This is a genomic window from Streptomyces sp. NPDC030021, assembly GCF_055574035.1.
The window spans coordinates 188,845-201,409 of the sequence record NZ_JBVIAH010000013.1 but is presented as its reverse complement, the minus strand read 5'-3'; the positions used below and the strand labels follow the sequence as shown (position 1 = coordinate 201,409).

The 12,565-nt window shown below is 69.9% G+C and carries 13 protein-coding genes; 5 read left to right on the top strand and 8 right to left on the bottom strand.

Annotation, left to right across the window (positions count from 1 at the left end):
• Positions 1 to 138 precede the first annotated feature (138 nt).
• The 3 genes from ACZ4YL_RS25460 to ACZ4YL_RS25450 are packed head-to-tail and all read right to left on the bottom strand — an operon-like array spanning position 139 to position 2,197.
• Positions 139 to 1,317, bottom strand: coding sequence for a cystathionine gamma-lyase (locus ACZ4YL_RS25460; RefSeq protein WP_468119565.1), 1,179 nt, complete (start codon positions 1,315 to 1,317; stop codon positions 139 to 141).
• Positions 1,314 to 1,805: a low molecular weight protein-tyrosine-phosphatase gene (locus tag ACZ4YL_RS25455; RefSeq protein ID WP_468119563.1), complete on the bottom strand. Its 492-nt coding sequence runs from the start codon at positions 1,803 to 1,805 to the stop codon at positions 1,314 to 1,316. The genes ACZ4YL_RS25460 and ACZ4YL_RS25455 overlap by 4 nt, the downstream gene beginning before the upstream one ends.
• Before the next feature lie 11 nt (positions 1,806 to 1,816).
• Positions 1,817 to 2,197 (bottom strand): phage holin family protein, encoded by a 381-nt coding sequence (locus ACZ4YL_RS25450; protein WP_301369091.1) that lies wholly within the window; start codon positions 2,195 to 2,197, stop codon positions 1,817 to 1,819.
• 89 nt (positions 2,198 to 2,286) lie between these two features.
• On the opposite strand from ACZ4YL_RS25450, the gene ACZ4YL_RS25445 reads away from it, so the two are divergent.
• The 4 genes from ACZ4YL_RS25445 to ACZ4YL_RS25430 all read left to right on the top strand — a co-directional run bounded on the left by ACZ4YL_RS25445 (position 2,287) and on the right by ACZ4YL_RS25430 (position 4,577).
• On the top strand, positions 2,287 to 2,604 hold the full coding sequence (locus tag ACZ4YL_RS25445; protein WP_301369093.1) for a cupin domain-containing protein: 318 nt from the start codon (positions 2,287 to 2,289) through the stop codon (positions 2,602 to 2,604).
• A gap of 155 nt (positions 2,605 to 2,759) precedes the next feature.
• Positions 2,760 to 2,987 (top strand): DUF5326 family protein, encoded by a 228-nt coding sequence (locus tag ACZ4YL_RS25440; RefSeq protein ID WP_301369094.1) that lies wholly within the window; start codon positions 2,760 to 2,762, stop codon positions 2,985 to 2,987.
• A gap of 296 nt (positions 2,988 to 3,283) precedes the next feature.
• Positions 3,284 to 4,030: an IclR family transcriptional regulator gene (locus ACZ4YL_RS25435; RefSeq protein ID WP_468119560.1), complete on the top strand. Its 747-nt coding sequence runs from the start codon at positions 3,284 to 3,286 to the stop codon at positions 4,028 to 4,030.
• Between the two features lie 97 nt (positions 4,031 to 4,127).
• Positions 4,128 to 4,577 (top strand): SsgA family sporulation/cell division regulator, encoded by a 450-nt coding sequence (locus ACZ4YL_RS25430; protein WP_030008369.1) that lies wholly within the window; start codon positions 4,128 to 4,130, stop codon positions 4,575 to 4,577.
• Between the two features lie 76 nt (positions 4,578 to 4,653).
• Here ACZ4YL_RS25430 and ACZ4YL_RS25425 read toward each other — a convergent pair whose 3' ends face one another.
• Positions 4,654 to 6,153 (bottom strand): YibE/F family protein, encoded by a 1,500-nt coding sequence (locus ACZ4YL_RS25425; RefSeq protein ID WP_468119558.1) that lies wholly within the window; start codon positions 6,151 to 6,153, stop codon positions 4,654 to 4,656.
• Positions 6,154 to 6,332: 179 nt separating this feature from the next.
• Between ACZ4YL_RS25425 and thiC the strand changes: the two genes are divergently transcribed.
• Positions 6,333 to 8,120, top strand: a complete 1,788-nt coding sequence (thiC, locus tag ACZ4YL_RS25420; RefSeq protein WP_468119557.1) for a phosphomethylpyrimidine synthase ThiC — start codon at positions 6,333 to 6,335, stop codon at positions 8,118 to 8,120.
• A gap of 99 nt (positions 8,121 to 8,219) precedes the next feature.
• On the opposite strand, the gene ACZ4YL_RS25415 is transcribed toward thiC, so the two are convergent.
• From ACZ4YL_RS25415 to ACZ4YL_RS25400, 4 genes are all read right to left on the bottom strand, one after another.
• Positions 8,220 to 8,810: a DUF4240 domain-containing protein gene (locus ACZ4YL_RS25415; protein WP_468119555.1), complete on the bottom strand. Its 591-nt coding sequence runs from the start codon at positions 8,808 to 8,810 to the stop codon at positions 8,220 to 8,222.
• A 51-nt stretch (positions 8,811 to 8,861) separates the two neighbouring features.
• Positions 8,862 to 9,677, bottom strand: a complete 816-nt coding sequence (locus ACZ4YL_RS25410; RefSeq protein WP_468119554.1) for a hypothetical protein — start codon at positions 9,675 to 9,677, stop codon at positions 8,862 to 8,864.
• Positions 9,678 to 9,825: 148 nt separating this feature from the next.
• The gene (locus ACZ4YL_RS25405; protein WP_468119552.1) at positions 9,826 to 11,094 is read right to left on the bottom strand and encodes a metallophosphoesterase; all 1,269 of its coding nucleotides are present in this window, start codon (positions 11,092 to 11,094) and stop codon (positions 9,826 to 9,828) included.
• A 285-nt stretch (positions 11,095 to 11,379) separates the two neighbouring features.
• A complete protein-coding gene (locus ACZ4YL_RS25400) occupies positions 11,380 to 12,495 on the bottom strand; it encodes a LacI family DNA-binding transcriptional regulator (protein ID WP_468119550.1) in 1,116 nt (371 codons plus the stop codon).
• Between the last annotated feature and the right edge of the window lie 70 nt (positions 12,496 to 12,565).

Sequence of the window (12,565 nt, the reverse complement as noted above, 5' to 3'; positions counted from 1 at the left end):
CCTGTCGTTACCGTGATTGGACTCTGACGCAGAGTCAACTAGCCTTGTCGCGTGGTTCTTCGCGCGCGGAACCCGGGGCGGTCCGAGCCACTAGGGGGGAGGCTCGGACCGCTTCACACGGCGACGGCCGTCCCCGGTTCAGCGCGTGGCGCCCGCGTGGTCGAGGGCCCGCAGCACGTCCGCGACCAGGTCTTCGGTGTCCTCGGCGCCGGCGGAGAAGCGGATGAAGCCCTCCGGCACGGCGTCGCCGCCCCAGCGTCCGCGCCGCTCGGCGGTGGACCGGACCCCGCCGAAACTCGTGGCGTCCTCGACCAGGCGCAGGGCGGCCATGAACCGCTCCGCGTGCGCGCGGTCGGGCAGGGTGAAGGAGACCACCGACCCGAAGCCCCGCATCTGCCGGGCGGCCGTCTTGTGGGAGCGGTCCGTGGGGAGCCCCGGGTAGCGCAGTCCGCTCACGTCCGTCCGGTGCGTCAGCGCCTCGGCGACGGCCAGTGCGTTGGCCCACTGGCGCTGCGCGCGCAGCTGGATCGTGGCGAGGGAGCGGTGGGCGAGCCAGGCCTCCATGGGACCCGGGATCGCACCGACGATCTTGCGCCACCGCCGGACGCGGGCGGCGAGCTCCGGATCGCGGCAGACGACGTATCCGAGCAGCACGTCGCCGTGGCCGGTCAGGCCCTTGGTGCCGCTCGCCACCGAGAAGTCCGCCCCCAGCTCCAGGGGCCGCTGCCCGAGCGGGGTGGCCAGGGTGTTGTCGACGGCGACCAGGGTCCCGCCCGCGTGCGCCGCGTCCACGAGGCGGCGTACGTCGCACACGTCGAGCCCGGGGTTGGAAGGAGTCTCGATCCACAGCAGCCGGGCCCCGTCGAGGACCGCGAGCTGGGCGTCGTCGCCGGTCGGAGCGGTGCGCACGTGGATCCCGTACGCCTCCAGCTGCTCGCGCAGCAGGGGGAGGGCCTGGTAGCCGTCGTCGGGCAGGACCACGGTGTCGCCGGTGTGCGCCTGGGAGAGGAGGACGGCGGAGACCGCCGCCATGCCGGAGGCGAAGACGATCGTGTGCACGTCCTCGCCGGGGGCCTCCAGTTCCCCGATCGCCCGTTCCAGCAGCGTCCAGGTGGGGTTGGTGTCGCGGCCGTAGGCGTACGGGCCTTCGACGTCGCCGGGGAGGTGGAAGTGGGCGGCGAAGACCGGTCCGGGCAGGGGCGGTTCGTTCTTGACGGCCTCGGGCAGTCCGGCCCGCACGGCCCGGGTGCCGTCGCCGAGCGAGGCAGCTCCGGTCTCCTGCGTCTTCTGCGTCTCCTGCGGGGCGTATTCGGTCACGCGGTGTGCTCCTTCACGGCGGCGCGTACGGCGTCCAGCAGGCCGGGGCTCGCGGCCTCGACCAGCTCCAGGCACTCCTCGAACCCGTCGAGCGGCCCGTAGTAGGGATCCGGTACGTCGGTCTCCGCGGCCGAGGCCGCAGGATCGTAGGACCGCAGCAGCCGCACCTTGGCGGCGTCCTGCGGAGTGGGCGCGAGTGCCCGGAGGTCCCGCAGATGCCCGGCGTCGAGCGCGATGACGAGGTCCAGGCGGGCGAACCAGGAGGCACGGAACCGGCGGGCCCGGTGGTCCTGCTCGTAGCCGGCCGCCTCCAGGACGGCGATGGTGCGCGGATCGGCGCCGTCCCCCTCGTGCCAGCCGCCGGTCCCTGCGCTGTCCACCTCGACCAGGGTGCCGAGGTCGTCGGCCGCCACATGGGCACGGAAGACCGACTCGGCCATGGGGGAGCGGCATATGTTGCCCGTGCAGACGAAGCAGACGCGGTACATGGCAGGCCCGTTCAGTTCTTGTCGGGCAGGACCATGTTCATGGCCCAGGAGACGATGGAGATGATCAGGCCGCCGAGGAGCGCGGTCCAGAAGCCGTCGACATGGAAGCTGAGATCGAGCTGCGTGGCCAGCCACGAGGTCAGCAGCAGCATCAGGGCATTCACGACAAGGGTGAACAGGCCGAGGGTGAGGATGAACAGCGGCAGCGAGAGCAGCTTCACCAACGGCTTGACGAGCAAGTTGACCAGGCCGAAGACCAGCGCGACCAGGATCAGGGTGAGCGCCCGTCGGCCCGTGCTGCTGCCGTCGTCGAGGGTTATGCCGGAAAGCAGCCAGATGGCGACGGCCAGGGCCGCCGCGTTGGCGAGCGTCTTGACTACGAAATTCGTCATGTGTCTGATCGTGGCAGAGAAGATCCCGGTGGGACATCCGCAGATCAGCGGATGCAAGGGAACGATCGAGTACAAGGGGCACAACGACGATGAAAGCCTTCCGGCTTGACGAGCTCGAAGCGGAGCGGGCCGCGAACGACGGCGCATATCTGCAGTTCCTGCGCGAGCGGAACATGTCGGTCGGGCTGTACGCGCTCGACGCCGGACAGATCGATCCGCAGCTGCCGCACCGGCAGGACGAGGTGTACTTCGTCGTCAGCGGCCGGGCCTCGATCACGGTCGGGGAGGAGACGACGACCGTGGCGCGCGGCAGCGTCGTCTACGTCCCGGCGGGTGTGGCGCACAAGTTCCACCACATCACCGAGGACCTGAGGGTGATGGTGGTGTTCTCCCCGCCGGAGGGCTGAGCGGCCCGAGCGGATGAGGGTCGCGGCCCTGATCCCCCTAAGGGACGGATCAGGGGACTCCGAGGGCTCGCGGGCCCCGATACGGGGTCCTGGACTCCTAGCATCGAGAGCAGGAAGCAGCGGACGAAGTCACGGACGAAGAAGAGGTCGAGGACATGGACGGCATCCGAGAGATATTCGCAGGCATGCCCTGGTGGGTTAAGTGGGTCGCGGTTCCACTGCTGGCCCTCTTCGTCTTCGGCGGTGTGATCACCAGCATCCTGGGCGCGCTGATCGGGTTCGTCTTCAAGCTGCTCCTCTTCGTCGGCCTCGTCGGCGGCCTGATCTTCGTCGTGAAGAAGTTCAGCGGCGGCGGCTCGAAGTCCTCCTCCGGCGAGTGGTAGCCAGGAGCGGTCCGGGCGGATCCGGGATTGAGCCAGGTGAGGGAACCTGACCCGCTGAACGGCTCACATCCCCGGAATCGGTGGATAGAGTGGCAATCTATGCCGTTCCCTGGGCATCGAAAGCCAGTACCGCCGCTCCGACCTGCCGCCCTGACCTGCGGCAACGCAAAACGAGCCGCCGAGTACGACCCCCAGGAGCGACGGCACGCGCGGGGGCGGCCCCCGCAGGGCGGGCCTCCCCAAAGGCCCGCCGCCACGCCTGGGGGTGAGCTTTGTCTCCGGTTCACAATGCCGGTGTGCCGACTCTGATCGGTTCGGTGCAGCGCGCGCTGAGGCTGCTCGAAGCGGCGGGGTCCCATAGCGAGGGAGCCCCGGCAAAACAGCTGGCGCGCGAGGCCGGGCTCCCGCTTCCCACCGCGTACCACCTGCTGCGCACACTGACGCACGAGGGCTACCTGCGCAGAGTGCGCGGAGTGTTCGTACTGGGCGAGGCTGCGGAGCGGCTCGCCCGTGGGGGACTCCAGCAGAAACGTCGCAGCATGATCCTCGACTCGCTCGCGCACTTCCGCGACACGGTCGGGGCCCCCGTCTACTTCGCGGTCTACCGCGAGGGTGAGATCGAGGTCGTGGGTGTCTCGGACACTCCGGCCAGCCCGGCCTGCGAGGAATGGGCCGACTTCCGTGAGACCGGCCATGCGCACGCCATCGGGCAGTGCCTGCTCGGGCAACTCGACGAGAAGACGCGCAGGGAGTACTACGACCGTCATCCGGTCGAGGCGATCACCCCCTATACCGTCCGCGATCTACGGTCCCTGGAAAACCGGATCGGGGCGCTCGGGCGAATGCAGCCGGTGATCGAACGCCAGGAATATGCCCTTGGCACGATCTGCGCAGCCATCCCCATTACGGCCGGCGATACGGTCGCGACGATGGCCATTTCTCTACCTCTTCACCAAGAAGAGCGATTGCTCTATGTAGTCAATCGGCTACGGAGTGAAGTAGGCGCGCTGTTGAGCACCCTCTCGTTCTCTATCAGTATCTGAAAACTCACTCCTTGTGATCTGCTACCGCTTCCACCACTCTTGTCAAGTGGGTCCTGGGGGATCATTCCTGGCCACTTCAACTACAGCGGGGTAGTCCATGCGCGAGTCGGTACAGGCAGAGGTCATGATGAGCTTCCTCGTTTCCGAGGAGCTCTCGTTCCGGATTCCGGTGGAACTCCGGTACGACGCACGCGACCCCTACGCAGTCCGCCTGACCTTCCACCTTCCCGGAGACGCGCCCGTGACCTGGGCGTTCGGCCGGGAGCTCCTCCTCGATGGCATCAACAAGCCGTGCGGTGACGGCGATGTGCACATCGCCCCCACCCACCCGGAGGACCTGTCCGACGTCCACATCCGCCTTCAGGTCGGCGGTGACCGGGCCCTGTTCCGGGCCAGCGCGGCGCCGCTCGTCGCGTTCCTCGACCGCACCGACCGGATCGTTCCGCTCGGACAGGAGCGCAATCTGGGCGACTTCGAGGAGAACCTCGACGAGGCCCTCGGCAAGATCCTCGCCGAATCGCAGCAGAACGAACAGAACGCCGGCTGACCGGCTGACCGGCCCACAGGCCGACCGGCCGACCCGCTGATGGCCCGGCCGATCGACCGGCCGGACCATCAGATGTTCAGCGCTTGCGCCGCCGGCCCCGGCCGCGGACCGGCCCCGTGGCCGGGGCACCGGCCGGGGATCCCGATCGGTCGGCAGAAACCACCAGCGCGGCCAGCGCCGTCGTCACGGGGACCGAGGCCACCAGACCGATCGAGCCCACGAGGGTCCGTACGATCTCCTCCGCCACCAGCTCGCTGTTGGCCACCGAACCCATGCTGCTGTTCGCGATCGAGAACAGCAGGAGCAGCGGCAGTGCGGCACCCGCGTAAGCCAGCACCAGCGTGTTGACCACCGACGCGATGTGGTCGCGGCCGATCCTGATGGCCGCCCGGTAGAGGGCGCGCGGTCCCATCGAGGGGTCCGCGTGGTGCAGTTCCCACACCGCCGACGTCTGGGTGACCGTCACGTCGTCGAGCACGCCCAGCGATCCGATGATCACGCCTGCGAGCAGCAAACCGCTCATGTCGATGTCCGGGTACAGCCCGTGGATCAGCCCCGTGTTGTCGTCGGTGTTGCCGCTGAGGAACGCCCAGTCGATGAACCCCGAGCCGAGCAGCCCGATCAGCAACAGCGAGACGAGCGTGCCGAGGACGGCCACCGAGGTACGGGCGGTCAGCCCGTGGCACATGTAGAGCGCGATCAGCATGATGGCGCTCGCCCCGACCACCGCGACGACCAGCGGGTTCGAACCCTGCAGGATGGCCGGGAGGATGAACAGGGTCAGCACGCCGAAGCTGACCACCAGCGCGACCAGCGCGAACAGCCCGCGCATCCGCCCGACGACGACGACCGCGACCGCGAAGATGCCGGCCAGCAGCGCCATCGGGAGTTTGCGGTTCACGTCGATCACCGAGTACTGGAGGTCACGGGGGGCGTCCGGCGCGTACGCCACCACCACCTCCTGGCCGTCCTCCAACTGCCGTGGCGCGCCCGGCTGGACGACCTCCACGAAGGTGCGGCCCTTGTCCGGGCCGCTGGTGACCTCGACGGTGGCCTTCTTGCAGTCGCCGGTCTGCTCGGCCTGCGCCTGGCGGCCCTCGGGAGTGGAGGGAGCCGCGGTCGTCGGCACCTGGGCGGCGTTCACGGATTTGCAGTCGACCTGTTCGAGCGAGGTGACCACGCCCTGCTGGGTCTGCCGGTCGAATCCCACCCCCGTGCGCTCGTGGCCCGGGGCGCCGCCCGGCCAGAGCACCACCATGCCCACGAAGACGGCCACGGCGAAGGGGATCAGTACGGCGGCGATGACCTTGCGCAGGTGCTTCGAGACGGGGGCCGCCGGGCCGTGGCCATGACTGTGGCCGTGGCCGTGGCCGTGGGACTGACCCGGGAGGTGGCCGTCCGAGCCACCGCCGGAGTGGCCGTCGGATGGCCTGTCGGAGTGGCCGTCGGAGTGCCCGTCGGACGGTCCGGGGCTCCCATGTGCGTGGCCGTTGTGGCCATGGGGCTCTGTGTGCTCGATGGGGGGCTGCGGCGAGGGCGTCACCAGCAGATCATCGCAAGAGATGAGGGGGCCCACTGTTCAGCACGCCATGGATGACGCTAGCGTGGGGGCACCTTTGCACAACGCGGGAGCTCGGAGCACCGGGCTGAGAGGACGCTGATCACCGTACGGGCATCACAGATGCGTACGGGAAGAGGCTGCGTCGACCGCCGAACCTGTTACCGGGTAATGCCGGCGTAGGGAGATCAGGTCTCATGACCATTCAGGACGCACGCACGCCTGCCGTCAGCCAGGACGCCGACGGCCAGACCGAGCGCCAGCCCGGCTGGCACAAGGGATACCTGGCGGGCTCCCGCCCCGACCTCCGGGTGCCGGTCCGCCAGGTCCACCTCACTAACGGCAAGGACGTGACGCTCTACGACACGTCCGGTCCGTACACCGACCCGCAGATCGAGACCGACGTCCGCCGCGGCCTCGCGCCGCTCCGCGAGAACTGGATCATCAGCCGCGGGGACACCGAGGAGTACGCGGGCCGCCCCGTGCGCCCCGAGGACGACGGCATCAAGCACACCTCGCCGCGCGGCGGCCTCAAGAACCTCGACGCGGTCTTCCCGGGCCGGCCCCGCCAGCCCCGCCGCGGCCGGGGCGGCGCCGCCGTCACGCAGCTCGCGTACGCCCGACGCGGCGAGATCACCCCGGAGATGGAATACGTCGCGATCCGCGAGAACGTCTCCCCCGAGGTCGTCCGCGAGGAGATCGCCGCAGGCCGCGCCGTGCTTCCGGCGAACGTGAACCACCCCGAGATCGAGCCGATGATCATCGGTAAGCGGTTCCTGGTGAAGGTCAACGCCAACATCGGCAACTCCGCGGTCACCTCCTCCATCGAGGAGGAGGTCGACAAGATGACCTGGGCGACCAAGTGGGGCGCCGACACGGTCATGGACCTCTCGACCGGCCGTAACATCCACACCACCCGCGAGTGGGTGCTGCGCAACTCCCCCGTTCCGATCGGCACCGTCCCGCTCTACCAGGCGCTGGAGAAGGTCGACGGCCGCGCCGAGGACCTGACCTGGGAGACCTACAAGGACACGGTCATCGAGCAGGCCGAGCAGGGCGTCGACTACATGACGGTCCACGCCGGCGTGCTGCTGCCCTACGTGCCGCTGACCGCCCGCCGCAAGACCGGCATCGTCTCGCGCGGTGGCTCGATCATGGCCGCGTGGTGCCTGGCGCACCACAAGGAGAACTTCCTCTACACGAACTTCGAGGAGCTCTGCGAGATCCTCGCGGCGTACGACGTCACGTACTCCCTCGGTGACGGCCTGCGCCCCGGCTCGATCGCCGACGCCAACGACGCGGCCCAGTTCGCCGAGCTGAAGACGCTGGGTGAGCTGAACACGATCGCCAAGCGGCACAACGTCCAGACGATGATCGAGGGCCCGGGCCACGTCCCGATGCACAAGATCAAGGAGAACATCGACCTCCAGCAGGAGATCTGCGAGGAGGCGCCGTTCTACACGCTCGGCCCGCTGACCACGGACGTCGCGCCCGCGTACGACCACATCACCTCGGGCATCGGCGCCGCGATGATCGCCTGGTGGGGCACCGCCATGCTCTGCTACGTCACGCCCAAGGAGCACCTGGGCCTGCCCAACCGCGACGACGTCAAGACCGGCGTCATCACGTACAAGATCGCGGCGCACGCCGCGGACCTGGCCAAGGGGCACCCGGGCGCGCAGGAGTGGGACGACGCCCTGTCCGACGCGCGGTTCGAGTTCCGCTGGGAGGACCAGTTCAACCTGGCCCTCGACCCGGACACGGCCCGCGAGTTCCACGACGAGACCCTCCCGGCGGAGCCGGCCAAGACCGCGCACTTCTGCTCCATGTGCGGTCCGAAGTTCTGCTCGATGAAGATCTCGCAGGACATCCGCCGTGAGCACGGCGGCGACCTGAAGGCGGAGGAGATCCAGGCGGGCATGGCGGAGAAGTCCGCCGAGTTCGCGGCCTCGGGCAGCCGCGTCTACCTGCCGCTGGCCGACTGAGCGCAGGAAGCGCCGGAAGCACAAGAACGGCACGGGACGGACCCGCGACCCATGGGGGGAGCCGCGGGCCCGTCCCGTCGTGCATCCCCGGGCCCGGGCTCAGTCCTGGCTCGGGCCCAGGCAGAGCGCCGCCAACCGCGGCAGCCGCCGGTGCATCTCGCCGGCGTCGTCGAAGTCGAAATCCTCGCCCATGTCGACCACTGCGGTGTCCTGCTCACGCTCGGGCCGGTGCTCGGCCCAGGCCGCGTAGAAGGCGTCCGCATCACCGGTGACGCGTTCGAAGGCGCCGCCGGCGGCGTAGTTCACCTCCTCGTAGAACAGGGTCTCGTCGCGGTCGGCCCGCGCCGCCCCGCCGACGGCCGGGTGCCCCGCGAGGCTGTCCGGACCGGCGGCCGCGCGCTCGTACCACGCGCGGCCGAGTGCGATCACGCCTGCTCGGAAGTCCATGAAACTGTCGTCGGAGCAACCGCCGCCGACGAGGTACGCCGCAGCCCACACGTCCCAGCGGTACAAGGCGTCGTGCACCTCGTCGAAGCGTTCCGCGTACTCGAGGATCTCCTGAGCCGGGCGGTCGGCGAGATGGCCCACCAAAGCCTCGTCGAAGGGCACCCCGGCAGTGGCGGCCGAGGAACGTGCGGATTCGATGATGTGCCAGAAACGGTCGATGTCCATGGCGGTGGACTGTGCCATCCCGGTACGACAACCTGGCGCGCCGGACGCCCCGCGCCGGACGCCCGCGGGTCACTCCGGTTCGTGTTCCGGGCCGCCGAAGTCCGGGCTCGTGAAGTCCGGAGGCGTGTAGCCGGGCCGGGGGCTTTCCGACGGTGATCCGGGGCTGGTGAAGTCGGGCCGGCTGTACCCCAGGTTGGGGATGCGGCCGGCCGCCGGTGTGCGGGGGGTGGGAAAGCCGGGGCCCGCGCTCGGGTCGGCCAGTGCGTCCCGAAGGAAGGGCATGATGCCTCGCTCCAGCAGGGCGTGCCGCCAGGCCTCCCGGGCCCGTGCGACCTCGTCGGGTATCGCCTCCGTCTCGTCCGCCGCCACCTCGGTCGCGCTGTTGCGGACGGCCGTCACCAGCAGCCCGATCACCGCGAAGAGCAGGGCGGCCGCGGTGAGTCCGCCGAAGAGCCAACCCGCCGTCAGCATGGTTTCGGCGAAGGCCGGTTCGGGCTCGATCATCTTCAGGATGTAGCCCACGAGCAGGAAGATCAGCATGGCGGTGCCCGCGAGGACGGGCGCGAGGACCGCCACCACGGCGCTGACGCCCGCGCCGCCGCTGCCCTGCCCGCCGTCCTCGTCCGCCGACGTACCGGGCGCGGTCAGTACCTCGTCACGCCGTTCCTCACGGACCTTCACGTAGTGGCCGTACTCGGCGGCGGCCGCGGCCGCCAGCAGGGCGCTGGCCCCCTGGGCCATGGTGCGCAGCTGTTCGGCATTCAGCCGTTCGCCGAGCGTGGCGAGTTCGGGCCGCTCGTGCGCGGCGCGCAGCGCCTCGTCGACGAGCCGATCGAACTCCGGCCGGTCTTCGGTCAGCAGGTGCGGAGCGCTGGTCATGTGCATCCCCCGATGCTCCGTAGAAGCCGGTATGCCCGCGTAGACCCGGGCGCCGGCACAAACGGAGGAGAGCCTGCTACGGATAGAGCGATGGTAGAGCGCCCACGCCACGCCGTGACAGGGGCTTTCCGGAAATACCCCTCTCCGTAAGCTCTCAGTCGCTCAGGGGGAGTTGTACGACAAGCAGTTTGCCCGCCATTGTCACGCCGCCGTCCATGGCGATGGCGAGCCCTTCCGCGTACACGTGCGGGCCGTCCACGGCTTCTGGGCCGCGCGACTCGTCGCCGTCCTCGGTGCCCACTTCGCCGAGCAGGTACGGGATGGGGCTGTGCCCGTGGACGACGCGGCTGCCGCCGTAGGTGTCGAGGAGTTCGCGTACGGCCGCCGGGCCGGTTCCCTCGTCGCGGAAGGCGAACCGCTTGGTGAACTTGCGGAAGAGGTCCCAGGTGATGTCGGCGTCGCCCCGGTTGAGGAGCTCGTGGATGGTGTCGTTGACGTCCTCGATGGAGTCGCCGTAGTCGAGGTAGGCCGTGGTGTCGGAGTGCAGCAGCAGGTGGCCCTCCTCCAGGACGGCCGCGTCCAGGCGGGACATCCACTGCAGGTGGACGTCCTGCAGGCGCTCCATGTCGGTGCGCTGGCCGCCGTTGAGGAGCCAGGCGGCCTGGAAGGTGGCGGTGCCGGCGCCGGAGACGACCGGGGTGTCGCCGAACCGCTTGGCGCCGATGAGCAGGAGTTCGTGATTGCCCATCAGGGCCTTGCAGTAGCCGCCGGCGGCGGCGGCCTCGGCGGACAGCCGCATGACGAGGTCGATGACGCCGATGCCGTCGGGGCCGCGGTCGGTGAAGTCGCCGAGGAACCAGAGCCGGGCGTTGCCGGCGGACCAGCGGCGCTCCGCGTCGATCAGACCCTGGGCGTGGAGTTCGGTGACGAGCTCGTCGAGGTAGCCGTGGACGTCGCCGACGACGTAGAGCGGGCCGGGGCCCGCGGCGTGGTCCTGGGGCACGTACTGGACCTGGACGGTGTCGCCGGGGCCGCCGAGTGCACCGCGGCCGATGACGGGCAGGTCCCGGTAGGTCGGGGTGTAGCCCTCCAGGTCGTCCTCGTCGGGGCCCTGGGTCGCTGCGTGGGCCGGTTCGGCGTCGGGGTGTACGGGGAGGCGCGTGTCGGGGTACGGAGGCTGCTGCGCGGGTGGCTGCGGCGCGGCCGGCTGGTGCGCCGGCGCCTGCGGCGGGTAGCCCGGCTGCGGGGGCACGTTCGGCGCGCCGTCCTCGTAGTACGCCGGGTACTCGCCGTACACCGGAGGCTCGCCGGGCAGCCCGGTGGACGTGGATACGGCGTACAGGGCGGGTTCGGTGACGGGAACCCGGAAGTCCCGCAGCGTGTCCGTCCGCATCGCGGGTCCCTGACCGGCCCCCTGAGTCATCGACCCCTCCACCACCGTCGCGCTGCCGTACACCTGCGGACCCTCCTGACCTCCAGGGAGGAGGGTCCGTGATGTCGTGCGCCCATCATAGGAATGCGGCTCGCGCTCTGTGACGCACCAGGGGTGGTGAATCCTTTGCGGAGCCGATCGTTCCTACCGCTTTCTCCCGATATCGGCGTTGCTGAAATCCTCGGCCGGTCCTTGGTCGGTGCTCGGTCGGTCGTCGGATGGTCCTCGGACGGTCCTCGGTCGGTCCTTCGGCAGGCCGACCGGACGGTCTGTCGGTCAGTCCTGGGCCGGCGAACGGGGCGGGCTGACGGTGGTGCGGGGCTGCCTGCGCTGTGACGAGGTACGGATGATGAGCTCGGTCGGGACGACCTGCTCGACGGGGTGTCCGGTGTTCACTCCCTCGATCGCGTCGATGAGGAGCTGCACGACGGCGGTGCCGATGCGGCGGGGTTTGAGGGACAGGGTGGTGATGGGCGGCTCGGTGTTGGCGTAGACGGTGGACTCGCTGCAGCACACGAGCAGCAGGTCCTCGGGGACGCGCAGGCCGTAGCGGCGGGCGGCGGCGAGCAGATCGGTGCCGTTGGGGTCGAAGAGCCCGTAGACCGCGTCGGGCCGGTCGGGGCGGGCGAGGAGCCGGTCGGCGGCGACGGCGCCCGCGCACGGGTCGTGGGCGGGGTAGGACTCGTAGACGGGGTCCTGGCCGACGCGCTCGCACCAGCTGAGGTAGGCGGTGGTGGAGAGCCGGGTGTAGGTGTCGGTGGTGGTCCCGGTCAGCAGTCCGATCCGGCGGGCGCCGGCTGCGGCGAGGTGGTCGAGCAGGCCGAGTACGGCGGCCTCGTGGTCGTTGTCGACCCAGGCGGTGACGGGGAGGGAGCCTGCGGGGCGGCCGTCGGAGACCACGGGCAGACCCTGTCGGACGAGTTCGGTGACGACGGGATCGTGGTCGGAGGGGTCGATGACGACGGTGCCGTCGAGGGCGACGTTGGACCACACGTCGTGGCGGGAGGTGGCGGGGAGGATGACCAGGGCGTAGCCGCGGGCGAGCGCGGCGGAGGTGGCGGCCCTGGCCATCTCGGCGAAGTAGGCGAATTCGGTGAAGGTGAAAGGTTCATCCCCGTACGTCGTCACGGTCAGGCCGATGAGGCCGGACTTGCCGGTACGGAGGGTGCGGGCGGCGGCCGACGGGCGGTAGCCCAGCCGGTCGGCCACTTCGCGAACGTGGCGGCGGGTGGCATCGGGCAGCCGTCCCTTGCCATTGAGCGCGTCGGAGACGGTTGTGATGGAGACGCCCGCCGCTGCGGCTACGTCCCTGATGCCGGCCCGGCCCTGTCGGCCGGCGGCCCGCCGGGTGGTCTCGGTCCGGCTCACCTGATGCTTCCCTGCTGCTGTCATGGCGAGCCGATAGTAGGGCTCGGCGGGGAGGGTGGTCTGGGTGCATATGCAGCCGTTGACAGGCACGTTT